Consider the following 25,778-nt stretch of genomic DNA (forward strand, 5'->3'; position numbering starts at 1 on the left):
CGTATCAAATCCCCTTCTTCATTTATATAAACCTTCAATGCTTCATTGAATCCATTTCATCAACATTGACCGTCTTACGATTACGATAAAGGGCCATTAATATAGCCAGCCCAACAGCTGCCTCGGCTGCAGCAATTGTAATTGTAAATAATGAAAACACTTGACCAGTAATGGATGGCGTTACTCCAAATTTACTGAAAGCAACCAAATTGATATTCGCAGCGTTCAGCATCAGCTCAATGGAAATCAAAACAATGACCGCATTTCTTTTTACCAATGCGCCATACAGTCCAATACAAAATAAAACTAGTGCCAATACCAGATAAGCCGACAAGGGAACTCCTGTCATAATTGATCTCCCTCCTCATCCTTATCGTCTTTTTTTGCTAACACAATGGCACCTACTAAAGCAACAAGCAGGAGAACAGACATCACTTCAAATGGAATCACATATTTGGAAAACAGCTCAATGCCAATTTGTTTCGTATTTTCCTCATGCAAGGTCGTTGGCTGAACAGGTATATGCAGATTGTAAATACCCAGATAAACTGCCACAGCAAATCCAGCAACCGCTAGCAGCAAAGAGAATTTCCCCCACCTCCCTTTTGCCGGCTCTTCGCGTTCTTGATGATTAGTCAGCATAATTCCAAACAACATCACGATCGTAATTGCCCCAGAATAGATTAAGATTTGTACGACTGCCACAAATTCTGCCGAGAGCAGCATATAAATGCCTGCAATGCTTAGAAATGTAAAGACAAGGGCAATTACCATGTGTACCACTTTTGTTAACGTAATTAGCAGCACACCGCCTAATATGGCGACGAGTGCCAAACCCAAAAATGCAATTAATTCACCGGACAAACTCATACTTTATTCACCTTCCGGATATTTTCATCATTTTCATCCAGCCACTCTAGATTTTTAAATAACTGTTCACGGCTGTATTCCGCCAGTTCAAATTGATTCGTCATCACTATCGCTTCAGTAGGGCAAACCTCCGTACATAGATCACACAAAATACATATCTCAAAATTGATGTCATACGTATCGATGATTTTACCTTTTTTTGTTTGGTCCGGATGCTTTTTCCCTGTTAATTGTATACAGTCTGTTGGACAAATCGTCACGCATTGATTGCATACAATACACTTCTCAGGATAGAATTTTTGTATTCCACGGAATCGATCAGGGAGCGGCAGCGGCTCATTTGGGTAGTCGTAGGTCACTTTTTTCCGTGTCAAGTTCTTCAACGTATAGGTTAAACCTTTTGCTAAGCCAAGCATATTAACCCCTCGCTTTCTGATTAGCTTAAAGTTTTTTAAAAAAGTTTAAATAATTCTTTTAAAAGTGCAGTTAAAAATATATTAGCTAACGCAATCGGCAGCAGTACTTTCCAGCCGAACTCCATCAATTGGTCGGCCCTTATACGCGGAAAGGTTACACGAATCCAAACCAATACATAAAACACAGCACTAAACTTCAGTCCAAACCAGACAGCTGCCGGAATAAAATCCAGAAACGGTATAGAATTCCATCCCCCTAAAAATAATACAGTGGTTAACGTAGCCATTGCAAACATATACACATATTCCGACAACATAAAGAAGGCCCAGCGAAACCCAGAGTATTCAACATGATAACCCGAAACGAGTTCAGATTCCGCTTCCGGAAGATCAAAAGGGACCCTGTTCAACTCAGCTACCGATGCAATAAAAAAAACTATAAACGCAATTGGTTGAAGAAAAATGAACCAAACCTTCTCCTGTGCAGCGACTATATCATTTAAGTTTAAGCTCCCTGTCAACAGGACTATCCCCACTAACGACATCACGAGCGGAATTTCATACGATATCATTTGCGCTGCCGCCCGCATTCCGCCAATCAAAGAGTATTTATTGTTGGATGCCCAGCCTGCCGTGACGATACCAATCGTCGTAATACCGGAAACCGCCATATAATACAATAGCCCGACACCTATATCGGCAAATTGAAATGCATCGGTAAATGGCAATGTAGCAAGGACCATGAAAGCTGGAGCAAAGGCGATTACCGGTGCCAATATATAAAGCGGCTTATCGGCTTTTTTGGGGATTGTATCTTCCTTGATTAAAAGCTTCAAAACATCGGCAACGGTCTGCAAAAGCCCCCATTTACCACCAATCTGATTTGGCCCCACCCGCAACTGCATGAACCCCATGATTTTTCGTTCAGAAAGAATACCATAGGTGACAAACCCTAAAACAACAAATAGGAGCAGCACAGCCAAGCCAAAAAAGATGCCAAAATTCAGTAGACTTGGCGTGGATTGAAGCAAATCCTGGATCATTTATCCATCCACCTCCCCTAATACAATATCAATGGCACCTAGTATCGTTATCAAGTTCGCCATATTTTCCCCTTCCAGTAACTTTGGAAGAATTTGCAGATTATAAAATGAAGGTCGGCGGAATTTTAACCGGTACGGCTCCTTTTTTCCCTCACTTGCGATATAACAGCCGATTTCCCCTCTTGGTGATTCAATTCGGACAAAGGCCTCGCCTTTTGGCACCTTTATTATTTTCGGGACCTTAGCAATGATTGGTCCTTCGGCTGGAAACTGCTCAACCGCCTGCTCAAGGATTTTCAATGATTCTTCAATTTCCTCCATCCTGCAGTGATAGCGTGAAAAAGCATCGCCTTCTTCTCGGGTAGGAATATTAAATTGAAACCTGTTATAAATAGAATATGGTTCATTTTTTCTTAAATCCCATTTTACACCTGTACACCTTAAGTTTGCACCGCTTAGTGAGTACTGAAGCGCTTCTTCCTTCGAATAGGTGCCCACTCCCTTAACTCGGTTCACGAAGATTTCATTCCCTGTTACCAGCTCATGGTAACCAGCTAGCTGCTCCCTCATATAAGGAACAAACTCTGCTACCTTTTCAATCCAGTCTTCAGGAGCATCCCATTTCACACCTCCGACCCGCATATAATTAAATGTAAGTCGTGCACCTGACAATTCAGTCAATAAGTTAACGATCATTTCACGTTCACGAAAAGCATATAAAAAGGGGCTCGTCGCTCCAATATCAAGCAAATACGTTCCCCACCAAACAAGGTGACTCGCAACTCTGCCTAACTCCATTGCGATTACCCGCAAATACTCAGCCCTGTCGGGGATTTCAACCCCCATCATTGTTTCAACGGCATGACAAAGCACATAATTATTTGTCATTGCGGCCAGATAATCCAGTCGGTCGGTATAGGGAATAATCTGAGTATATTGTAGATCTTCCGCTAATTTTTCCGTACCGCGATGTAGATACCCTATGACAGGTGTAGCCTCTTTTATTATTTCACCATCGATTTTGATGACAAGCCGAAAAACACCATGTGTACTCGGATGCTGTGGCCCGACATTGAGAAGCATTTCTTCCGTCCGTAACATTAGGTTACACCTCCACATCATAAGGCTGATAATCTTTTCGAAGAGGATACCCGATCCAATCCTCACCAAGTAAAATCCGCTTTAAATCAGGGTGTCCCTGAAAGAGGATACCGAGTAAATCGTAGGCCTCACATTCCGGCCAATTTGCCCCCGACCATAAAGGGACTAATGAAGGAACAACTGGAGAATCCCTATCCAGCTTCACTTTCAAGGCAGCCGAATGATTCGTATTAAATGAATATAGGTGAACATAGATTTCCATATGAGTTTCAAAATCTGTTCCATGCAGTTCTGATAAATAGTGAAAGTTCAACTGTTCATCATATCGTAAAATTTTAGCTATTTGAAAATATGTATCTGGTTTAGCAACTAATGTGGGGACATCTTTTGATAGGTTATTAATATAGTAATCTGTTAGCGCACCTTGTCCCAAACTCCTTTCAATAGCCTGAACAATTTGATCGAGTATTGATTGGTTTGGCGAAGGTTCATCTGGGGTGTGAACTTCTGTACTCCCCTCTACTCTAGCCCTGGTCTTTGCAGCCGCGGCGGCTTTCGCTTTTGCAGCAGCAATGGCCTTAGCCTTTGCTTTTTCAGGATCCTCTTCTTTGCCCACTAATTCCTTTTTTTTGGCGAGAGCAGCGGCTTTCGCTTTTGCAGCAGCAATGGCCTTAGCCTTTGCTTTTTCAGGATCCTCTTCTTTGCTCACTAATTCCTTTTTTCTGGCGAGAGCAGCGGCTTTTGCCTTTGCAGCAGCGGCGGCTTTTTGTTTCGCTACATCCATATTTCCTTCCGATTCTTCTATTCCACTTTCTTTTGATTGTTTTCGAGCGAGAGCGGCGGCTTTTGCCTTTGCAGCAGCGGCGGCTTTTTGTTTCGCTACATCCATATTTCCTTCCGATTCTTCTATTCCACTTTCTTTTGATTGTTTTCGAGCGAGAGCGGCGGCTTTTGCCTTTGCAGCAGCGGCGGCTTTTTGTTTCGCTACATCCATATTTCCTTCCGATTCTTCTATTCCACTTTCTTTTGATTGTTTTCGAGCGAGAGCGGCGGCTTTTTGTTTCGCTACATCCATATTTCCTTCCGGTTCTCCTGTAACACTTTCTTTTGACTGCCTTCGGGCTAAAGCAACTGCTTTTGCCTTTGCAGCAGCGGCGGCTTTTTGTTTGGCTACATTCATATTTCCTTCCCGTTCTACTGTTACACTTTCTTTTGACTGTCTTCGGGCTAAAGCTGCGGCTTTTGCCTTTGCAGCTGCCTCTTTCTTTTGTTGCGCTAAATCCTGCTCATCACTCATCTATATCACCCGCTTTCCAGTTTTCGCTTCGTAACGGATTTTTTCTTTTAATTTATTAATACCATAAATAAGTGCTGCCGGGTTTGGGGGGCACCCAGGGATATAAACATCAACAGGTACTATTTGATCTACCCCTTTGACAACCGAATATGATCGCACATATGGTCCACCTGCAGTTGCACAAGACCCCATAGCAATAACCCATTTCGGCTCTGGCATTTGGTCGTACAATCTCCTTATTATCGGAGCCATTTTTTTCGTTACAGTGCCAGAAACAATCATGACATCCGATTGTCTAGGTGATGTCCGGAAAAAAGAACCAAAACGGTCCAAATCATAATGAGAGGAACCCACTCCCATCATTTCAATCGCACAGCATGCTAAACCAAAAGTCATTGGCCATAGGGAATTACTTCTTGCCCAGGCCTTTACTTGTTCAAGTGTGGATAAAAAAATACTGTGACGCAATTCTTCCATTTCCGCAGGGGTAAGGTCGTCTAATTTTAATTCCACTTTAACACCTTCTTTTTCCAAGCGTAGATTAGTCCTAATAAAAGGATCAGGACAAAAAATAACATTTCAATTAGCGCAAACAGCCCCAGCTCGTCGTAAGCTACTGCCCATGGGTAAAGGAAAACAGTTTCTACATCAAAAATGACGAACATCAAGCCAAATAAATAATACCTGACATTGAACTGAACTCTTGAATCCTGAAAAGGCTCGATCCCACTTTCATAAGTCGTGTATTTCATATCATTCGGTTTGTATGGTCTAAGCAGTCTTCCAAGAAATAATGCGACTAAAGGTAGTAAAATGCCAAGAGTAAGAAAAACAAATACAATTAAATAGTTATTTTGGTAAATATGCAGCTGTCCCATGTCCATCTCCCTTTATAGAGAAATCATGTTTAATAGGTGTATTTTTAACTTGCTTGTCTTCTTTTTTTATTGGAATCTTGTTTTAAATATTTATGCAGTGCTACAATTTTTTAGAAGTAACGTGACAACGAGGGGGCCAGAAGTAATAAATGTAAGCGTATACATTATATCATCCAGAAATTAGTATGTCGATGAAGTAAGGGTTAATATGGAAAATACTTTACACTATAATTCGATATTTTGTATGAACTTTCAGCAGATTTTTTCTTATTTCGACGTTCAAATGCAGAAATTATGAGTTTGTATGATAATAAGCTCTTTTAAAGGCAGTTTAGATTGTATGACTAAAATAAAAAACACCAGGACTCTCCGCAAATGGAAAGTCCTGGTGTTTTGATTATATAAAATTATCGCATTTCTGCAATTTGAATCCGATTGATAGCACGTTTAAGCGATAAATCAGCTCTTTTGGTATCATTTGATCCATCATTGTTCTGCAATCTTTGTTCCGCACGTGCTTTTGCTGCTTGAGCGCGTGCAAGATCGATAGTTTCAGCTCTTTCAGCAGATTGAGCTAAAATGGTTACCACATCAGGGCGAACTTCTAAGAAGCCACCGTTTACAGCTACATAGTCTGTGTTGCTTCCATTTTTAAGACGGACAGCACCGATGGTAAGAGGAGCTACAGTTGGAACGTGTCCAGCCATAATTCCCAGCTCACCACTTTTAGCTTTAGTGCTTACCATTTCAACTTCTGCATCATATACTGGGCCATCGGGAGTAACAACATTGACTTTAATGGTCTTCATTTCATTCCCTCCTAGGTCCCTTTAATTAAGCCATTTCTTTTGCTTTAGCAATAACTTCTTCGATGCGACCAACTAGACGGAAAGCATCTTCAGGAAGTTCGTCGTATTTTCCAGCTAGGATATCTTTGAATCCTTGGACTGTTTCTTTAACTGGCACATAAGATCCCTTTTGACCAGTAAATTGTTCAGCCACGTGGAAGTTTTGTGACAAGAAGTTTTGAATTCTACGAGCACGGGCAACGATTACTTTTTCGTCTTCGCTTAACTCGTCCATACCCAAGATCGCAATAATATCTTGAAGTTCTTTATATTTCTGTAAAGTTGATTGAACTTGACGAGCTACTTTATAGTGCTCAGCTCCAACGACTTCTGGGCTAAGAGCACGAGAAGAAGAAGCCAATGGATCAACTGCTGGGTAGATACCCATTTCAGAAAGTTTACGCTCAAGGTTAGTTGTTGCATCTAAGTGAGCGAAAGTTGTAGCTGGAGCCGGATCCGTATAGTCATCGGCAGGTACATAGATCGCTTGAATAGATGTAACAGAACCTTTATTAGTTGATGTGATACGTTCTTGTAATTGACCCATTTCTGTAGCAAGGGTTGGTTGGTAACCTACCGCTGAAGGCATACGGCCTAGAAGGGCAGAAACCTCTGAACCTGCTTGAGTGAAACGGAAGATGTTATCGATGAAGAAAAGAACGTCTTGTCCTTGTTCGTCACGGAAATATTCAGCCATTGTCAAACCACTTAAAGCTACACGCATACGTGCACCTGGTGGCTCGTTCATTTGTCCGAATACCATCGCTGTTTTCTTAATAACACCAGAATCAGTCATCTCGTAGAAAAGGTCATTTCCTTCACGAGTACGCTCACCTACACCAGCGAATACTGAAATACCGCCGTGCTCTTGTGCGATGTTATTAATAAGTTCTTGGATAAGTACAGTTTTACCAACACCGGCACCACCGAAGAGTCCGATTTTACCACCTTTGATGTAAGGTGCAAGTAAATCTACTACTTTAATACCAGTTTCAAGAATTTCAACTGATGTTGATAAGTTCTCAAAAGTTGGTGCTTGTCTGTGAATTGGATCACGACGTACTTCAGCTGTAAGTGGTTCAAATAGGTCAATGTTTTCCCCTAATACGTTGAAAACGCGACCTAGAGTTACTTCACCTACAGGAACGGAAATTGGAGCTCCTGTATCAACAGTCTCTGCACCACGAGTTAAACCATCCGTGGAAGACATTGCTACAGTACGAACTGTATTATCACCTAGTTGAAGGGCTACTTCAAGAGTTAGTCCTGTACCAGACGCTGTATTTTCGATTCTTAACGCGTTATAGATCTTAGGAAGTTGTCCGTCTTCGAATTTCACGTCAACAACCGGACCCATAACTTGAGTAACGCGTCCTATATTCATCGTTTTCCCTCCTAACGTGCTTATAACGACTATCAAGTTTATGGAACGGCCAACATATCGTCCGGGCCGACCGTCCCTTTAATAATTTTATTCTAAAGCTGCTGCACCGCCGACAATTTCCGTGATTTCTTGAGTAATTGCGGCCTGACGTGCACGGTTATATTGCAATGAAAGTGAATCGATCAATTCTTTCGCATTATCGGTTGCATTTTTCATTGCAGTCATACGTGCAGAGTGCTCACTTGCTTTACCATCTAACAAAGCACCATAAATTAAACTTTCTGCGTACTGAGGTAGTAATACCTCAAGAATTTCTTCTGCATTCGGTTCAAATTCATAAGAAGTCAATGTTGCATTGGAAGTATTAAAGTCAGCTAACGGAAGGACTTGCTTTTCCGTTACATCCTGCTGGATTGGGCTGACATAATGGTTATAGTACATATAAAGCTCATCACACAGTTCATTTAGATACAAATTCACTGTTGATTTAGCAAGGGAGCTAATGTCAGCGAAAGACGGCTGATCAGGAACACCAATTACTTCAAGCTCTACGTGCATATTACGGCTGACAAAGAAATCACGGCCAACCCTTCCGATTGCGATAATGACGAACTCATCATTGGATTTATGGCGTTCAAGAATAGTTTTATGAACGTGGCGAAGGATACTACTGTTGTAGGCTCCTGCCAATCCTCGGTCCGATGTGATTACCAGGTAACCGGTTTTCTTTACTGGACGTGAGACAAGCATTGGATGAGATGCATCCGTACTTCCGTTCGCAATACTTGATACTACTTCTTGAATTTTTTCCATATATGGAACATATGCTTTAGCATTCGCTTCTGCACGGTTCATTTTAGAAGCAGATACCATCTGCATCGCTTTTGTAATTTGACTCGTCTTTTTCGTTGAAGTAATCCGAGACTTAATATCGCGTAAAGAGGCCATTCATTCTCACCACCCTTTATAAATTAGTTAGACCTTATTATTCAGAAATAACGAAATTCTTTTTGAACTCGTTAATTGCAGCAACGATAGCAGCGTCTTCAGGAAGACCTTTAGTTGTGCGAATGTGATCTAATAATTCTGGATGAGAACGATCTAGGAACACATAGTATTCTTCTTCAAAACGAAGGATATCCGATACTGGAATATCATCTAAATGACCTTTAGTTAATGCATAGAAAATCATGACTTGTTTTTCAACTTTAATTGGTTTGTTTAGATCTTGCTTAAGAACTTCAACTGTACGAGCACCACGGTTAAGTTTTGCTTGTGTAGCAGCATCAAGATCAGAACCGAATTGAGAGAATGCTTCCAATTCACGATAAGAAGCTAAGTCTAGACGTAATGTACCAGCAACTTTTTTCATCGCTTTAATTTGTGCAGATCCACCAACACGGGATACGGAAAGACCAGCGTTAATCGCAGGACGTACACCTGAGAAGAACAAATCAGATTGTAAGAAGATTTGTCCATCTGTGATGGAAATAACGTTTGTTGGAATGTAAGCAGAGATATCGCCTGCTTGTGTTTCAACAAATGGAAGCGCAGTGATTGAACCAGCACCTAAAGTGTCATTCAATTTAGCTGCACGCTCAAGTAAGCGGGAGTGCAAGTAGAATACATCCCCAGGGAAAGCTTCACGACCTGGAGGACGGCGAAGCAGCAAGGAAAGTTCACGGTATGCTGATGCTTGTTTAGAAAGATCATCATAAACCACTAAAACGTGCTTGCCAGCAAACATAAACTCTTCACCCATAGTCACACCAGCATATGGAGCTAGGTATAAAAGTGGTGCTGGTTGAGAAGCTGATGCAGATACAACGATTGTGTAATCTAATGCACCATTTTTACGTAGTGTTTCAACTGTTCCACGAACTGTTGATTCTTTTTGGCCAATAGCAACATAAATACAGATCATGTTTTGGTCAGCTTGGTTAAGGATTGTATCGATCGCAACTGATGTTTTACCAGTTTGACGGTCACCAATGATTAACTCACGTTGTCCACGTCCGATTGGTACTAGAGCATCGATAGCTTTAATCCCTGTTTGTAATGGTTCATGAACAGATTTACGGTCCATAACACCTGTAGCAGGGCTTTCGATTGGACGAGTTTTTGTTGTAGCGATTGGGCCAAGACCATCTAATGGCTGTCCAAGCGGATTTACAACACGTCCGATTAATTCTTCTCCAACTGGTACTTCCATGATTCTTCCTGTACGGCGTACTTCACTGCCTTCTTGAATGTCTCTGAAAGGTCCAAGAATAACAACACCTACGTTATTTTGCTCAAGGTTTTGTGCTAAACCCATTGAACCATTGGAAAATTCTAAGAGCTCCCCAGACATTGCATTATCTAAACCATGAACGCGTGCGATACCATCACCAACAGTGATAACTGTACCTACATCGCTTACTTTAATTTCCGACTGATAGTTTTCAATCTGCTTTTTAATCAGCGCACTGATTTCTTCAGCTTTGATGCTCATGAATTTCACCCCTATCTGTGAATATTAACCTAATAGTTGTTTGCTAAGACGACCAAGCTTACCGCTAATCGTTCCGTCATATATGCGGTTACCGATTTGAAGTTTGATGCCGCCAAGAATATTGGTATCCGTAATATTAGTAATGCGTAAATTTCTTTTACCGATTTTTGCAGCAAAAGATGAAGACACAGCTTCCATTTCTGATCCAGTCAATGGACGAACTGTATAGACAGTTGCATCCGCAACTGAGTTTTCTTCATTCGCAAGTTCAATAAACTCTTGTGCCATAGCAGTCACTTCATCTGTACGATGACGCTCTACCATTAACATTACTGTGTTTTGAACGGAAGAAGAAAGGCTTGCAAATGCATTTGCAATCAAAGCACTTTTTGCATCTTTAGTCATTTTAGGATGAGCTAAGAAGCTTAATAGCTCATTATCATTTGTAAAAACTTCATTCACTATGCGAAGCTCTTCTTCAAGTTGGTTAATGAGATTTTGCTCTTTCGCAATTTGGAAAAGGGCAACGGCATAACGCTTTGCTACTGTTATATCGCTCATTTCCCTTCTCCTGCCTCTTGAATGTAGTCATTAATCAATTGCTCTTGATCAGCTTCAGATAGTTCTTTTTCAATTACTTTAGAAGCAATAAGTACGGATAAAGATGCCACTTGCTCGCGTAATGCTGTAATAGCTTTTTCTTTTTCCTGTACAATTTCACGCTTCGCTGATTCTTTAACACGTTCAGCTTCAAGACGTGCTTGATTCACGATATCTTCACGCTGTGCTTCACCTTGAAGTTTTGCGTTTTCTATAAGTTGTCCCGCTTCAGTGCGAGATTGTTTTACGATTTCACGTTGTTCTTCTAAATATTTAAGTGCTTCTTGTCTGCTAGCTTCCGCTGCTTGAATTTCATTTGCAACATGTTCTTCACGTTGAGTCATGATGCCCATTAGAGGACCCCATGCAAATTTCTTCAGCAACGCTAACAAAATGATAAACATTACTAATTGGAATAACATGTCTCCGCCATTAAAGCCATGAGACGTTGACCCAAGTACAAAGCTGCTTGTTAACACGCTTGGTTCACTCCCTTCACGAGTTTCACTTCTTATAGCGTTCATTCATATGAACTTTTAGAAAACTATGCTCTTAAACTGTATAAAAACGGGATTGTGGACATAAAGGAAAGGCGAAGGTTCACATGGAACGAACTTCGCCATTTTTGAACTTTTTAAAGGTTCTATTAACCACCATATACCATAAACGCAATTACTACCGCGATGATAGGCATCGCTTCAACTAAACCTACACCAATGAACATTGTTGTTTGAAGCATACCGCGAGCTTCTGGTTGACGAGCGATACCTTCTACTGTTCTTGAAACGATAAGACCATTACCAATACCTGCACCTAGTGCTGCTAAACCAATTGCAATTGCTGCTGCAAGAAGACCTACTGAACCTGTCATTATAAATATCCTCCTTAAATTGTATCAAAATTTTATTTTTTTAGTTCTAAATGAACTTATAATTAATGGTCGTCACTGACTTTATGAGACAGATAAACCATTGTTAACGTAACAAAGATAAACGCTTGGATACTACCGACGAAAATACTATAGCCTTGCCATACTAATGTAGGCACAATTGCACCAATAAATCCGGCAGGTCCACTAAATGCTAACGTCCCTGCTAATAAGCCTAGCAAAACTTCACCAGCATAAATGTTACCATATAGACGCAGACCAAGTGTCAAGGAGTTTGTAAATTCCTCTACAAGTGTCATTGGGTTTTTGTAAGCTTTAAAGTAACCCTTGGCGCCTTTCATTTTTATAGCATAGTAATGCGTTAAACCTAAAACCATGACTGCAAGAGTCAATGTGATAACTGGGTCGGCTGTTGGTGATTTCCACCAAAGCACTCCATCGTAACTAATTGCAAACGGAAGACCTAGCATATTGGACACAAAAATGTACATTAGCAAAGTCATACCAAGCAGTTGAAACTGACCACCTGTTCTCCAGTCCATGTTACTATTAATAATACCCTTAACAAAATCCATAATCCATTCCATGAAATTCTGCATGCCAGTTGGCTTCATTGCTAACTTACGTGTACCAATCACTGCAATTAAGAACACAACAAGACTCGCAATTGTTATCATTAGGACATTACTTAAGTTAAAGGTTAGACCCATAAAATCGTGTAAGGGTGCTCCATGATTCAACTATATTCACCTCTCTTCCCCGCTATCGACGTATTAATTGGATGAAAAAATCTATAAAAATGACGATATAAGCTGTCATTAATCCCCATACAACACTAATCAGATGAAAATGCTCCGGAAATTCCAATGCAATGAGTACCGCTAGACCTGCGGATGCCATTCGTGTCATCGTTCCAAGAGATTTAGTTTTCTTTCCTTCATCAAGCGCCTGACTGAATTTTTTCATTTTCTGATTAATCAGCCATAAATTGTATAAACTCAAACTCGTACCCAGTATAAGCCCAGCAAAAACGGCTTGATAACTCGTAAGTCCCCATCCAACAACATAAACCGCCAGAAGAAAAATTATATATTTACTCTGCCTGTTGAACATGATTTTCATTTCTGGCATTTTTCATTTAATCTCCTGAGAAATATTTTCGAACTGAATGGAGCATTGCTTGTAAACCTAATGCAAGTCCACAAAGAAGGCCAATTACTAATAGCAGCGGTTCGAATCAAGGGTTCTGTCAAATCATCTTTCTAAAAAGAAGATACCGATCAAAACTGATCCGACTATTTGAGAAAGAATCGCTGACATCAAAGTCATAGCCATTAATAGACGGCAATTTATTTGACGAAAGTTGCATCCTCGCGGTTGAAATTTGGTGGAGGATAGAAAACATTTCATGCTGTAAAAATCTGCATGTTGGGCTCCTGAAAACCCTCTCATTTTACATCCTTAGTTAGCATACAATAGGCAAGAATCAATGTCAATGAGTGGTTAGTGAAATTTGTCACAGGTTTGTAATTATTAACGAATTGTTCACAAATTATCTTTTTATTACTATTGACATACGTTTTATTTTACTTATTGTCATTTATTCACTCAATAAGTAACGTCTTTTCTAACCGATCTTCCCTTCCATTCCTTCTTGCAAATATTATTGCTTTATATACGCCTTTAGGCGGCAAGTCTTTTCTAAATATATTTTTTTTGGTCAAACCTGAGGGTGCTGGTTTCGACCAATCCATATATCCGGCAAATTTTAAAGTGTCTGCGTCATAAAGAGCAATCCCGAATTCTTCAGCTCCTCGAGGTAGATACATCTCGTATCGATATGTGCCGGCCTGGTCGCCTTGGCCGAATTCAAACCCCATTACTCTTGGATAATCCGGTTCTTCTTTAACGTATAAATAAGGGAGTGAAATTTTTTTACTTCCTTCCATTATAATTAGGTACCCATCATAAACACCCTTCTTGAGTTCGGACGGGTTTACTTGAAGTCCCACATCGATTGCTTTCTTTTCACTTGGATTTAAAGTAATCGATTTCGGCAAATCCCAAATGAGTCCCTTCTCTTTTAATGGGACAATAAAAGAGTACCGCCTAATCTTCTTTCCTGTATTTTCAAGGACAATCGGTTCATGATGCTCTTCAATTCCTTCTTTTTTTGTATACATTCCAAATGACAAAGAACTTGGATACAGCAGTGTGTCTGCTTTTAATGCTTCAGCAACCTGGATGCGGCCAGCTCCCTGTTCATATGTGCGATACAGTTGATCTGCCGTTTTACTTAATGGCTTAGAAGTACTCATCAAGGCTGACTTTACTTGATCAGGAGTCCACTCCGGATGCTTTTGTAAAATTAAAGCGCACGCACCTGCAACATGCGGGGCAGACATACTTGTGCCAGCTAAGGACATATATCCCTTAGGAATGGTGCTTTCAATCTCAACTCCAGGCGCTAACACGTCTGGCTTAATCCCCCAAGATACCGTTACCGGTCCCCTCGAGCTAAAATCAGCCAGTCTATCTTGCTCCTTCTTATATACAAAATGAACTTTTTCGTGTTTTTTTTGATCCACAAATTTCTTAAGTCGTAATCCATCTCTTCTATTAATAGAAGCAACTGGTATGTTCATCTCTTTTTCTAAGCTACCGGTAAAGGTTCCGCTCGTATTATTATATATAATTACCGCTTTCGCTCCTGCCTTTTCAGCATTGGATACTTTCTCCTGAAAGGTAAGTGTGCCACGCTCAAGTAACACGATTTTATCTTTAACATGTTTTAGCTCATTTTCGTTTCCGATATTTCCATAAATTACTTCTTCCGAAAAAGTTAAGTTCCACTTCTTAGAGCCTTGAAATAGAGTCAAATAAGATTGATACTTTTTTGACCCCAGTCCGTAAACCATATATGGAACCTTCAACGGAGGAGTTGACGCCCCTACCGAAATCGCTTTTTCTGCTGTCCCAGGCGAACCCACAGTCCAAACAGCCGGCCCAGAATTGCCGTTTGATGTGACAGCAACGATTCCGCTTTCCACCGCTTTATTTAACGCTAGCGAAATAGGTAAATCAGGGCCATTGACATTGTTCCCAAGAGAAAGGTTTAAAACATCTACCTTATCTTTCATTGCTGACTCAATGGCCGTCAAGACTTGCTCTGTATCTCCTGCACCTCCTGGCCCCAATGCCCGATATGCATAAATCTCTGCTTCTGGAGCGACACCCCTCATCTTTCCATTAGCTGCAATAATACCCGCAACATGGGTTCCATGTATTGTATCTAAACTTCCCATGTTCTTCGTTTCCATCGGGTCTTCATCACTATCAACTAAATCTTTTCCTCCTTTATAATTACGCTGCAAATCTGGATGTGTATAATCAATCCCTGTATCAATAATCCCTACTTTTACTCCTTTCCCGGTTATCCGGTGATTCTTTTTATCAAAGAAACTCCTCACCCTGTCTCCTCCAATGAAAGGGACACTTTCATCTAGCGAGGCATGATACATGGATACTTCAGTAACAGCTTGAATCGCACTCTCCTTCTTAAGTTGTTCAATTTCATTCTTTTTCCCATATACAGAAAATCCATCAAGGGCAACCGTATAAATATTACGTAAATGAAGGGATGGATACTTTTCAAGCAGCTTATTAATCTTTTCTTGTGAAATCGGACTTTCCATCGTGACAACAACCGTTACTTTCTTAGATTCAGATAACTTTGGTAATGGCGGCAGAATGACAGAGGCTAATCCTTTTTCATTTGAGAAAAAAAATATTAAAAGGAAAACAGACAATATAAAAGATATCTTTCTCAACATAATCATCCCCTTAGCAGTTATCTTTTCTCAACTACCTTGGAGTATGCAAATAAAAAAGGAAAAGCCAATTGGCTTTTCCTTTTTTATGGTTCAAATCTTGTTGGCGGTACACTGACTTGCTTGAAATAGTAACGTACGGCTTCAGCAATTCGGGCTGAAGCATTTCCGTCCCCATATGGATTAGAGGCCTTAGCCATTTTTTTGTGTTCTTCATGATTGGTTAGCAATTCATGCGCCATTTTAAAAATGGTCTGTTCATCTGTACCCGCCAGTCTTAAGGTGCCTGCTGCAATCCCCTCCGGGCGTTCAGTCGTATCTCGCAAAACAAGAACAGGTACACCAAGTGATGGTGCCTCTTCCTGGATGCCTCCGGAGTCAGTCAAAATCAAATAGGCTCTTGATGCAAAGTTATGAAAATCCAATACGTCCAGCGGTTCGATTAAATGGACACGCGGATTATCACCGAGAATCTCGTTTGCTAGCTCTTGAACAGCGGGATTTAAATGGACAGGATAAACCACTTGAACATCGTCATGATCTGCAACGATTTTTTTGACCGCTCTAAAGATATTCCTCATAGGCTCCCCTAGGTTTTCCCTGCGATGAGCTGTAAGTAAAATGAGCCGGTCATCTTCCAATTTATTCAAAACTGGATGAGAATACGTGGACCGTACTGTCGTTTTTAAGGCATCGGTTGCCGTATTTCCCGTCACGAATATGTTTTCTTTCTTGTTTTCATTCAGCAAATTCTCTTCCGCTTTTGAGGTCGGCGCAAAATGTAAATCTGCCATAGTTCCGGTAAGCTGTCGATTCATCTCTTCCGGATAGGGGGAATACTTATTCCATGTGCGCAGCCCTGCTTCCACATGTCCAATGACGATTTGATTATAAAAAGCAGCTAAACTGGCTACAAAGGTTGTAGTTGTATCACCATGAACAAGAACAATGTCAGGTTTAGCTTCCTTCATTATAGAATCCAGACCACTTAATGCTCTTGTTGTAATATCAGCAAGCGTTTGCCTTTCCTTCATTATATTCAAATCATAATCGGGTTGAATGGAAAATAGGTCGAGTACTTGATCTAACATTTGTCGATGCTGAGCCGTAACAGCAACGATTGGTTTGAAATATTCTGGGTGTTTTTGAAATTCGAGTACTAAGGGCGCCATTTTGACAGCTTCTGGTCTCGTTCCAAAAATCGTCATGACCTTAATCGGTTGGTTCAATCGTGACACCTCAGTTTCTTTCTATTATTTTGTGCCGAATAAACGATCTCCCGCGTCTCCTAGACCTGGAACGATGTAGCCATGTTCATTCAGTTTTTCGTCAAGGCCTGCAATATAAATATCCACATCAGGATGCGCTTCTTTTAATGCTTCTACGCCTTCTGGGGCTGCAATTAGACACATGAATTTGATGTTAACTGCACCGCGCTTTTTAATAGAATTGATAGCTTCAATAGCAGAACCGCCTGTCGCTAACATTGGGTCTACAACAATGCATTCTCTTTCTGCCAAATCGCTTGGCATTTTCGCATAATATTCAACCGGTTTTAATGTTTCTGGATCACGGTAAAGACCGACATGACCTACCTTTGCAGCAGGAATCAATTTAATAATTCCATCTACCATTCCAATACCAGCACGTAAAATTGGAACGATACCAACTTTTTTACCAGAAAGCATTTTTACTTTCGCTTTGCTGACTGGTGTTTGGATTTCCACTTCTTCAAGCGGCATGTCTCTTGTAATTTCAAATGCCATTAATGACGCAACTTCATCTACTAGTTCGCGGAATTCTTTTGTTCCTGTATTTATATCACGTATATAGGCTAATTTGTGTTGAATTAACGGGTGATCGAAAACATAAACTTTTCCCATTTAGCATCTCTCCAATTCTATTGCTTAATTTTGCTCTTTTTATAATTTCCCTATTCGTTTAGAAAAATTTTCGTATCTTTTAAAATTCACTTCAACCTATTTTACAGAAAAAAGGTTCAATCTTCAATAAAGGTTTAGATGTCAGACCTATTTTCACTATTCCGACTCTTCAAAACACACTCTTCTCTGTGTCTATCTATTTAAGCACACAAAAGCCGCTTCCCTAGAAAGGAAGCGGCTCCGTTATTACAATGAAGGATATAATTCAAATTTGCTTGTTAATGCTTCAACACGCTGTTTTGCTTCTTCAAGTTTAGCTTCATCTTCATTATTTTTCAAAACAAGTCCGATGATTGCAGCGATTTCATCCATGTCTTCTAATCCAAAGCCACGAGATGTAACTGCCGCTGTTCCAATACGTATACCACTTGTAACGAATGGTTTTTCCGGATCATACGGAATCGCATTTTTGTTAACGGTAATACCGATTTCATCTAGTACATGTTCTGCAATTTTTCCTGTTAGTCCTGTAGAACGTACATCAAGAAGAATTAAGTGATTATCTGTTCCATCAGAAACAAGGGTAAAGCCTTCTTTTTTCAAACCTTCGCCCAAACGTTTAGCATTGTCGATAATTTGTTGTGCATAAGCTTTAAAATCATCTTGAAGCGCTTCGCCGAATGCTACAGCTTTAGCAGAAATTACATGCATTAAAGGCCCACCTTGAATTCCAGGGAAGATTGATTTATCAATTTTCTTACCGAACTCTTCTTTACAAATAATCATACCGCCGCGTGGTCCGCGAAGCGTTTTATGAGTAGTTGTCGTTACAAAGTCTGCATAAGGAATTGGACTTTGATGCAATCCTGCAGCAACTAAACCTGCGATATGTGCCATATCAACCATTAAATAAGCTCCGACTTCATCTGCAATCTCACGGAAGCGTTTGAAATCAATTTCACGTGGATATGCACTAGCCCCTGCTACGATCAGTTTAGGCTTGTGCTGACGTGCTTTTTCTAAAACATCGTTGTAATCGATACGGTGATCTTTTTCGTCTACACCATATTCAACAAAGTTGTAGTTAACACCACTGAAGTTAACCGGGCTTCCATGTGTTAAATGACCGCCATGGGACAGGTTCATTCCTAACACAGTGTCGCCAGTTTGAAGAACGGTAAAGTAAACTGCCATATTAGCTTGAGCTCCAGAGTGTGGTTGTACGTTTACATACTCGCCACCGAAAATCTCTTTTGCGCGGTCACGTGCTAAATCTTCAACGATGTCGACATACTCACACCCACCGTAGTAACGTTTACCCGGATATCCTTCTGCATACTTATTAGTTAAAACCGATCCTTGAGCTTCCATGACAGCTTCACTCACGAAGTTCTCAGAAGCAATAAGCTCAATCTTACTTCTTTGACGCCCTAATTCCAGTTGAATTGCGTTAAACACTTGCTCATCTTGCTTTGCTAAACGATTCATTCCGTAATTCCTCCTCAAATTGTGCGTTATTCGCTTTTTACATTATTTACAACATGACTTCAAAAAGACATGAAAAAGCCTTATCGATAATTATTTGAAAATTCTACTCCATTTTAACATGTCTATTTTAGAAGTGATAGTCTATTTTTATCGAACGTTCATTGTTTTTTCATTTAAAAACGTTCGCATTTCACAACTTATTTAAGGTAAATAGCTCTTCCTACCTGAATTTTATTAGTAAAAAAGCTTTCCAATGAGGGGGTATACCGTTTTTTCTTCACTAACCATTCTATTGGTACTATACAAAAAAATCGTTAAAGATTCTTCTTGTTCTTTACATTTTTCTTTTATTTAATAGTCTCCATACAAAAACAGCATCCCTCATCTGAGAAATGCTGCCTAATTTTCTATTAAGTACAACTCTTGTTTACTGAAGTATCCTGATATACAGCCCGCTCTCCGCCAATTAGTTTTGGGCGGGTTTTAGCCATAGTCACATGTGCATGACCAATTTCTTTAATGGAGACTCGAACAGGGACAGCCACATGTTTTAAATGCATACCGATGAAAGTATCACCGATGTCTATCCCCGCTTCTGCCTTGATATGCTCAACGACGATAGCATCTTTCCATTGTTGATAGGCATAGGTTGCCATCGACCCTCCTGCCGTTCTTACAGGGACAACTGACACTTCTTCATAATCTCTTCGAACTGCGGTCTCCCTTGGTAAAACGAGAGCCCTATTTAAGTGTTCACAACATTGATAAGCAACCTGAATTCCCGTTTTTCTTTGGAAATCCTCCGTTACAGCAAAGATCATTCCCGCAACATCAATTGTTCCGTCTGTGCCGATTCGTTTTCCGATCACTTCACTTGTACTGCAGCCAATTACCAATAGCTGTTTTTCTTTTAAAGCTGCCTCTTCTTGAAACTCATGTAACAGTATTCGAAACTGATTTTTCCATATCTCAAGCTCATCTGAAAATGTAGTATCATTTGTCATGAAATACGCATCCTTTCATTTAAAGAAAACTTACTGATTGGTTAGACCTTAGATGAAGAGAAGACCTCTTGTCCTTGTTCTAAATCTTCACTTCTTACCTGCACAGCTTATCGCTTAAGAAGGGCATTCTAGTGATTTAAATTAGGAGTGTTTTCCTTCATACTCCGCTATCTTACCAATCCTGTTTTCATGACGGCCGCCTTCAAATTCTGATGTCAACCATGTTTGGGCAATTTCCCTGGCAAGCCCAGGACCAATTACACGTTCCCCCATTGCCAACATATTGCTGTCATTATGCTGACGAGTCAATTTCGCACTATACACATCATGAACCAATGCACAACGTATCCCTTTAACCTTATTCGCTGCAATACTCATTCCAATACCTGTACCGCATATTAGTATTCCACGATCAAACTCACCCTGCGCTACTTTTTCGGCAACTGGCAAAGCATAATCCGGATAATCCACGGATGTACTACATTCACAGCCAAAATCCTCAAATGGAATATTTAACTCATTCATTAAATTCTTTATTTCTTCGCGGATTTGAATACCACCATGATCCGATGCAATTGCAACTTTCATCAAAATCCTCCTCTAGCTGTTTTTATTTGATTTTATTGTGTCACAAAATTGTGAAAAGATAAAGTGAAGCTATAGGTTTCCGCCCATATAGAAACAGGAAACCTACACTGGTTTCCTGTAAAAATGATATTAAGTATGAAAGCGTGTAATGGTCTGTTTCAATTTTTCTGCTTGCTCTTTAAGCTCCATAGCCAATTTTTTTACGTTTTCCATAACCTTTGCTTGTTCATGAGTCGTAGCCGTTACTTCTTCCGCTCCAGCAGATGTTTCTTCTGCAATAGCAGCCACTTCTTGAGACTGCCTTGATGTTTCTTCAACACTTTCCATTTGACGATCAACAAGCTCAGTAATATCTTTTACCGCAGCGACAACATTATGTACTGTTTTGGTCATTCCTTCTATCGCTATATCCGTATTTGTACCTTTTTGGGCTTCTTTATTTGCCAAGATGACCTGTTCGCCAATTTGTTTAACAACAGCCTGTACCTCAACCTGAATATTTTGAATCAAACTTGAAATGCCTTGAACAGCTTTAGCGCTCTCATCAGCTAACAGACGGACTTCTTCCGCCACAACAGCAAATCCTTTCCCATGTTCTCCTGCTCGTGCCGCTTCAATGGAGGCATTCAATGCAAGTAGGTTCGTTTGTGCTGCAATATCGCCGACAAGCTCAATGATTTGTTCTACCTTTTTCGCATTTTCCTCTAAACGCTTGACTGTTTTTAGGGACTGTTGGTTTTCTTCAGCCAATTGTTTAATGCCGAAAACTAAGGAATTAACTACTTCTTTACTCTGAGAAAGCTCTGCAGCCATTTCACTGGATATTACAACAGATGCCTTCGCTTTATTTTGAACCTGTTGGGCAATCATGATGACATCATCAATAGATTCAGCCGTATTCATGATGGAAACAGCCGAGGTATCAGCACCTTTGGATATTTCCTCAATGGTTCTTGCAATGTTTTCTGCCTGTTCCGATGCTTTTGAGGATTCTTGAGAAATATGGATGACCTTGTTATTGGTCTCTTGGAAATTTTCTTCAATACTTTGCACCATTTCCCGCAGGTTAAAAAGCATATGGTTAAAAGCTGTACCTAATGATCGAATCTCATCATCCGTCTTTGATAAAACTACTTCTTCGTTAATACTTCCCTGGGCCGTACTTAACGCCACTTTTTCTAGTCTTTGCAGGGGTTTAGTAATAAGACTGGCTGCAAAAAACGCAAGAATTCCAGACCACAATATGCCTAATAGCAGTGTCCCAACACTAAAACTTATCGAACTCATATTTTCAAAAAACATTGGATGGACCACGAAAATAAAAAATGCCGAGGTTGAATAAGTGATTAAAGCAAGGACTGTGATAAAGATAACTAATTTTTTTCGTAACCCAAACTTATATTGAGTTCTTTCCGCCATTCTTTTTCCCCCTGTAGACTTGTTTACTTTTCCAGACTTTTTACTAATTCTTCTATTAAATCTTGAAGCTCCCTGAACGTTTCCCGATAAAGGTCTTCCGGGCCACCAAACGGATCTATTATGTCTCTATCATGTTTATCGTCATTAACAAATTCTTTTAAAGTAAAAGTTTTATCAATAATATGGGGGAATGTACTCATAATGGCCGCTTTATGCCCTTCCGTCATGGTAAAAATATGAGTAGCCCAATCTATTTCCTTCTCAGATAAAGGTGTTGAGGAATGATTATGTGATATGTTATTTTCAACTAATACACTTTTAGCATGCATTGAAGCGTCTTGGCCAGCCGAAGCATATACGCCAGCAGATCTCACTTCGATACCTTTAATATTCTTGTTTTTTAAAATTGCTTCTGCCATGGGGCTTCTGCACGTGTTGCCGGTACATACAAATAATACTCGGATCATTTTAACGTCCTCCTTTTTTATCCATTATAAGCTATTGCCCCATTTTTAATAGTCATAATAAAAGCACTCTTATTATTAAAATATCATAATAAATTCACTTCAAACAAAAAAATTAAGTCTATTTCGTAAACCCTTTATCCTATAAGATAAGACCATCTTTCTTCCCCTTTTTCCACAGTGAAATGTTTAAAAGAGAAAAATAAAAACCGCCCCGGTAATTCGGAACAGTTGAGGAAGGACAGATATGAAATTAGGTGCATCAAAAGGAGAATAATAGTTTTAGACCAAACGCACACAGAATACTACCACCAAGAATCTCACTGTAAACTCCCAGTAACCCCTGCATCTTTCTCCCCAGTAAAAGTCCTGCCCACGTTAAAAAAGTGGCAGCCATTCCAAAACAGAGAATGGTCAAAAACGTTTTAGCTCCATAAATCCCCAGCGTTAACCCTACCGAAAAACTATCCAGGCTTACCCCTAGAGCAAAAATAAACAGACCTTTTCCGATAGGAGCGAGCATCTTATTATCTCTAATTCCAGCTTCTCCCCTTTTACCGGGAATAAACATCTGGATGCCCAAAATTAACAGCAATAGACCGCCAGCGTATGTAGCAAATGTTCCAAATTTATCAGAAATGAAACGACCTGCCCCCATACCAAGCAAGGGCATCCAAATATGAAAAAAGCCTACAGTTAGCCCTATAAAAAGGATTTGCCTTAACCTTAGCTTAAACATCCCCATTCCAAGGCCGACAGAAAAGGCATCCATTCCCAACGCAAAAGCCATTAGCAATAAGGTGATGATTTCTCCAGCGAATGTATTCATTCCATACCTCCCTCGGACGTACCTACTACATGTTATGCATGTCCGAAAAGAAATAGAAGAATAAATCAGTCCTTATTACGCATGTTCTTCTATGATTTGATGACCTGCAGCCTTCTCAAGCCGGTTCATAACCGCAACCCCTATACCAGACTCAGGAAACATTTCGCTAAAAATGATATCGACATCAAGTACATCAAATTGTCGTAAAGCATCATATAGCCCTGCTGCAACTGTATGTAAATCCGCTAATGATCCAGGAGCAACAATATAATCCGCCTTATATTCTCGTTGATGTTCAGTAGGTGTTATCACACCGACTTTTAACCCATCACCTCTTTTTTCATCCACAAGCTTCTGAAGGAAAGCTTGATTACCCTTTACTAAAAAAAGAGGGGCTTTCGGTGCATAGTGGGTATATTTCATACCCGGAGCTTTTGGTGCTGCATCCTTATGTTTCAAGGCAGCGTCCTGTCTAACTGTTCCAATGACTGCTTCCAGTTGTTCAACTGTCACGCCACCCGGTCTTAAAATAACAGGCACTTCCTCCGTGCAATCAAGCACGGTAGATTCAACACCTACACCTGTGGTCCCACCATCGACGATGCCCGCAATCCGGCCCATTAAATCATCCACAACATGTTTAGCTGATGTGGGGCTTGGTTTCCCAGAGGTATTTGCACTAGGAGCAGCAATAGGCAGATTACTCGCTTGAATAAGACCAAGGGCAACCTGATGATCTGGCATTCTGACCGCGACTGTGTCTAAACCCGCCGTCACTAGGTTTGATAGCTGTCCTGGCTTCCGTTTCATAATCAATGTTAAAGGCCCCGGCCAAAATTCCGCTATAAGTTTCCTTGCCTGTACCGGAATCTCTTCAACAATATCTTTCAACTGTTCTTCAGTAGCTATATGAACAATTAAAGGGTTATCACTCGGACGCCCCTTCGCTTCAAACACTTTTTTGACAGCCTCGTCACTTTTAGCATTAGCTCCCAGCCCATATACGGTCTCCGTTGGAAAAGCAACCACTTGATCAGCCTTTAATAATTCAGCTGATTGTGTAATTTGGGGATAACTTTGTAAATTATCCACATTTTTATCCACTAACCAAACTTTCGTTTTCATCGTAAACACCTTCACCTTTTAGCATTACTTATTTTATATAATCGCTTTTATATGAACGATATTTCAGTCTTATCGTACTATTATTTCTTAAAATATACTTTGAAAGTATAAAAGAAGTATACACATAATTCAAGCGTTATCCACAAATTGTGGATAATTGTAACGAAACGGTGGATAACTTTGTGGATATTATGGATTATTGACAGACTTTTTCGATATTTTGTTAATAACTCTGTGGATATGTATTATTACATTTACCCTAATCGTAAAAAAACGAGGGCAGATGCCCTCACTTTAAAAAATCTCATTGAAAATTTCTGCAAATAAGGACTTCACTTCCACCTCGGGTTCCTTTTCCCCTTCATATAATTGTTGACCTCGGTCAGTAGATGCCGTCAAATTATCACTTGTATCCTCAACGTTCTCTTCGATAACTTTCGGTGTCACTTCTTCCTTAACCTTTTCTTCTGTCACTTCCTCTTTTACACTTTCCTCTATAACTTCTTCTTTAACTTTTTCCTCTGGCGCTTCCTCTTTTACACTTTCCTCTATAACTTCTTCTTTAACTTTTTCCTCGGGCACAACTTTCTCTTCATTCGTTGCAGCATATGCCTTCCCTTTTGATGTCACTGATTCTTCATCTTCATCCTCGACAATTGGACTTTGGCTTACAGCTGTCCCATTTGAAAAATCCAGGAAACATAATGGAGGAAATAACACACACCACCAATTAGCCCCTTCCCCTTCACCAAGTGTGATAATCACCGCTTCATAATCACCTGCAGGATATAAATACTGACCGTAAAGCTTTGTCGGGAATTCCGCCTGTCCAAAATCGACGTTGACTGACTGTTCCAAACCATTTTCCCTCACTACTGCCTCCGCTGTTGCTTGGATATCTGGTAAATGCGAAGTAATCACTTCCCTCGCCTCATCCAAAGAGGTAAGCTCCTGAACCCACTTCGTAATATCTTCATTTACTTTATCTCTAATCAAGCGCTTAACAGCTTGATCCTCTTCTGTATCACTATTAGCAAGTATTCGCAGACGAATCGCTTCATCTGGAATCACCATAGTTTCTTCCGCACTGACCGCCTCCGCTTTAGGCATATATATACTTACAATTGTTCCTATTGTTAAGATTAATAGATAGATAATGGCTAAATGTTTAGTTTTCATCGCCCTCGCCCCCTCACACAAATTAGTCTCGCCAATTTTCCGTTATCTTAAACTAGTAAAAGTAAAAAAGAGGATAACTAAAAATATAGATTCTAAAAGGTATATTGGGTGAAGCACGTTACATTCCAAACAAAAAAATCCGTCTCACA

28 protein-coding genes and 1 pseudogene are annotated in these 25,778 nt (G+C 40.1%); all 29 read right to left on the reverse strand.

The window, feature by feature from the left end:
- Window positions 1–34: 34 nt before the first annotated feature.
- Window positions 35–349 carry an NADH-quinone oxidoreductase subunit NuoK gene (nuoK, locus tag NST21_RS26870; protein ID WP_056524221.1) on the reverse strand — a complete coding sequence of 105 codons (315 nt, stop codon included), beginning with the start codon at window positions 347–349 and terminating at the stop codon, window positions 35–37.
- Window positions 346–870, reverse strand: coding sequence for an NADH-quinone oxidoreductase subunit J (locus NST21_RS26875; protein ID WP_340892266.1), 525 nt, complete (start codon window positions 868–870; stop codon window positions 346–348). Before NST21_RS26875 ends, nuoK begins: the two co-directional genes overlap by 4 nt.
- On the reverse strand, window positions 867–1,286 hold the full coding sequence (nuoI, locus tag NST21_RS26880) for an NADH-quinone oxidoreductase subunit NuoI (RefSeq protein WP_053348494.1): 420 nt from the start codon (window positions 1,284–1,286) through the stop codon (window positions 867–869). Before nuoI ends, NST21_RS26875 begins: the two co-directional genes overlap by 4 nt.
- A gap of 35 nt (window positions 1,287–1,321) precedes the next feature.
- On the reverse strand, window positions 1,322–2,329 hold the full coding sequence (gene nuoH, locus NST21_RS26885; RefSeq protein WP_053348493.1) for an NADH-quinone oxidoreductase subunit NuoH: 1,008 nt from the start codon (window positions 2,327–2,329) through the stop codon (window positions 1,322–1,324).
- On the reverse strand, window positions 2,330–3,430 hold the full coding sequence (locus NST21_RS26890) for an NADH-quinone oxidoreductase subunit D (protein ID WP_098177153.1): 1,101 nt from the start codon (window positions 3,428–3,430) through the stop codon (window positions 2,330–2,332). It abuts the gene before it with no gap.
- Window positions 3,431–3,434: 4 nt separating this feature from the next.
- Window positions 3,435–4,727 (reverse strand): NADH-quinone oxidoreductase subunit C, encoded by a 1,293-nt coding sequence (locus NST21_RS26895; protein WP_340892268.1) that lies wholly within the window; start codon window positions 4,725–4,727, stop codon window positions 3,435–3,437.
- Window positions 4,728–5,204: a NuoB/complex I 20 kDa subunit family protein gene (locus NST21_RS26900; RefSeq protein ID WP_176527554.1), complete on the reverse strand. Its 477-nt coding sequence runs from the start codon at window positions 5,202–5,204 to the stop codon at window positions 4,728–4,730.
- A gap of 26 nt (window positions 5,205–5,230) precedes the next feature.
- Window positions 5,231–5,605 (reverse strand): NADH-quinone oxidoreductase subunit A, encoded by a 375-nt coding sequence (locus tag NST21_RS26905; protein WP_056524214.1) that lies wholly within the window; start codon window positions 5,603–5,605, stop codon window positions 5,231–5,233.
- A gap of 407 nt (window positions 5,606–6,012) precedes the next feature.
- Window positions 6,013–6,414, reverse strand: coding sequence for a F0F1 ATP synthase subunit epsilon (locus tag NST21_RS26910; protein WP_053348488.1), 402 nt, complete (start codon window positions 6,412–6,414; stop codon window positions 6,013–6,015).
- Between the two features lie 25 nt (window positions 6,415–6,439).
- Window positions 6,440–7,837, reverse strand: a complete 1,398-nt coding sequence (atpD, locus tag NST21_RS26915; RefSeq protein ID WP_053348487.1) for a F0F1 ATP synthase subunit beta — start codon at window positions 7,835–7,837, stop codon at window positions 6,440–6,442.
- Window positions 7,838–7,924: 87 nt separating this feature from the next.
- The gene (locus NST21_RS26920) at window positions 7,925–8,785 is read right to left on the reverse strand and encodes a F0F1 ATP synthase subunit gamma (RefSeq protein ID WP_056524211.1); all 861 of its coding nucleotides are present in this window, start codon (window positions 8,783–8,785) and stop codon (window positions 7,925–7,927) included.
- A 37-nt stretch (window positions 8,786–8,822) separates the two neighbouring features.
- Window positions 8,823–10,331 (reverse strand): F0F1 ATP synthase subunit alpha, encoded by a 1,509-nt coding sequence (gene atpA, locus NST21_RS26925; RefSeq protein ID WP_053348485.1) that lies wholly within the window; start codon window positions 10,329–10,331, stop codon window positions 8,823–8,825.
- Window positions 10,332–10,355: 24 nt separating this feature from the next.
- The gene (locus NST21_RS26930) at window positions 10,356–10,892 is read right to left on the reverse strand and encodes a F0F1 ATP synthase subunit delta (RefSeq protein ID WP_056524204.1); all 537 of its coding nucleotides are present in this window, start codon (window positions 10,890–10,892) and stop codon (window positions 10,356–10,358) included.
- The gene (gene atpF, locus NST21_RS26935) at window positions 10,889–11,410 is read right to left on the reverse strand and encodes a F0F1 ATP synthase subunit B (RefSeq protein WP_053348862.1); all 522 of its coding nucleotides are present in this window, start codon (window positions 11,408–11,410) and stop codon (window positions 10,889–10,891) included. The genes NST21_RS26930 and atpF overlap by 4 nt, the downstream gene beginning before the upstream one ends.
- A gap of 167 nt (window positions 11,411–11,577) precedes the next feature.
- Complete coding sequence (atpE, locus tag NST21_RS26940; RefSeq protein WP_048685857.1) at window positions 11,578–11,802, reverse strand: F0F1 ATP synthase subunit C; 225 nt, start codon at window positions 11,800–11,802, stop codon at window positions 11,578–11,580.
- Window positions 11,803–11,864: 62 nt separating this feature from the next.
- Window positions 11,865–12,560, reverse strand: coding sequence for a F0F1 ATP synthase subunit A (atpB, locus tag NST21_RS26945; protein WP_340892270.1), 696 nt, complete (start codon window positions 12,558–12,560; stop codon window positions 11,865–11,867).
- 22 nt (window positions 12,561–12,582) lie between these two features.
- The gene (locus NST21_RS26950; protein ID WP_048685860.1) at window positions 12,583–12,951 is read right to left on the reverse strand and encodes an ATP synthase subunit I; all 369 of its coding nucleotides are present in this window, start codon (window positions 12,949–12,951) and stop codon (window positions 12,583–12,585) included.
- A 7-nt stretch (window positions 12,952–12,958) separates the two neighbouring features.
- Window positions 12,959–13,149, reverse strand: a pseudogene (locus tag NST21_RS26955) (AtpZ/AtpI family protein).
- A 275-nt stretch (window positions 13,150–13,424) separates the two neighbouring features.
- Entirely contained in the window at window positions 13,425–15,653 is a 2,229-nt protein-coding gene (locus NST21_RS26960; protein WP_340892272.1) for a S8 family serine peptidase, read from the reverse strand.
- A gap of 83 nt (window positions 15,654–15,736) precedes the next feature.
- On the reverse strand, window positions 15,737–16,858 hold the full coding sequence (wecB, locus tag NST21_RS26965) for a non-hydrolyzing UDP-N-acetylglucosamine 2-epimerase (protein ID WP_190271565.1): 1,122 nt from the start codon (window positions 16,856–16,858) through the stop codon (window positions 15,737–15,739).
- Window positions 16,859–16,903: 45 nt separating this feature from the next.
- A complete protein-coding gene (upp, locus tag NST21_RS26970; RefSeq protein ID WP_053348481.1) occupies window positions 16,904–17,533 on the reverse strand; it encodes a uracil phosphoribosyltransferase in 630 nt (209 codons plus the stop codon).
- 246 nt (window positions 17,534–17,779) lie between these two features.
- A complete protein-coding gene (gene glyA, locus NST21_RS26975; protein ID WP_340892275.1) occupies window positions 17,780–19,021 on the reverse strand; it encodes a serine hydroxymethyltransferase in 1,242 nt (413 codons plus the stop codon).
- A 410-nt stretch (window positions 19,022–19,431) separates the two neighbouring features.
- Window positions 19,432–20,025, reverse strand: a complete 594-nt coding sequence (locus tag NST21_RS26980; RefSeq protein ID WP_056524198.1) for a TIGR01440 family protein — start codon at window positions 20,023–20,025, stop codon at window positions 19,432–19,434.
- 141 nt (window positions 20,026–20,166) lie between these two features.
- Window positions 20,167–20,613, reverse strand: a complete 447-nt coding sequence (gene rpiB / locus NST21_RS26985; RefSeq protein ID WP_053348478.1) for a ribose 5-phosphate isomerase B — start codon at window positions 20,611–20,613, stop codon at window positions 20,167–20,169.
- Window positions 20,614–20,742: 129 nt separating this feature from the next.
- Window positions 20,743–22,032, reverse strand: coding sequence for a methyl-accepting chemotaxis protein (locus NST21_RS26990; RefSeq protein WP_340892277.1), 1,290 nt, complete (start codon window positions 22,030–22,032; stop codon window positions 20,743–20,745).
- A 23-nt stretch (window positions 22,033–22,055) separates the two neighbouring features.
- Complete coding sequence (locus NST21_RS26995) at window positions 22,056–22,499, reverse strand: low molecular weight protein arginine phosphatase (protein ID WP_056524189.1); 444 nt, start codon at window positions 22,497–22,499, stop codon at window positions 22,056–22,058.
- A 259-nt stretch (window positions 22,500–22,758) separates the two neighbouring features.
- Window positions 22,759–23,325 carry a manganese efflux pump MntP gene (locus tag NST21_RS27000; RefSeq protein ID WP_056524186.1) on the reverse strand — a complete coding sequence of 189 codons (567 nt, stop codon included), beginning with the start codon at window positions 23,323–23,325 and terminating at the stop codon, window positions 22,759–22,761.
- Between the two features lie 75 nt (window positions 23,326–23,400).
- On the reverse strand, window positions 23,401–24,450 hold the full coding sequence (locus NST21_RS27005) for an L-threonylcarbamoyladenylate synthase (protein ID WP_053348474.1): 1,050 nt from the start codon (window positions 24,448–24,450) through the stop codon (window positions 23,401–23,403).
- 294 nt (window positions 24,451–24,744) lie between these two features.
- A complete protein-coding gene (gene spoIIR / locus NST21_RS27010) occupies window positions 24,745–25,629 on the reverse strand; it encodes a stage II sporulation protein R (RefSeq protein WP_340892280.1) in 885 nt (294 codons plus the stop codon).
- Between the last annotated feature and the right edge of the window lie 149 nt (window positions 25,630–25,778).

The sequence above is a fragment of the Peribacillus sp. FSL K6-1552 genome (genome assembly GCF_038005205.1).
In the GTDB taxonomy this organism is placed as follows: Bacteria; Bacillota; Bacilli; order Bacillales; family DSM-1321; genus Peribacillus; species Peribacillus butanolivorans.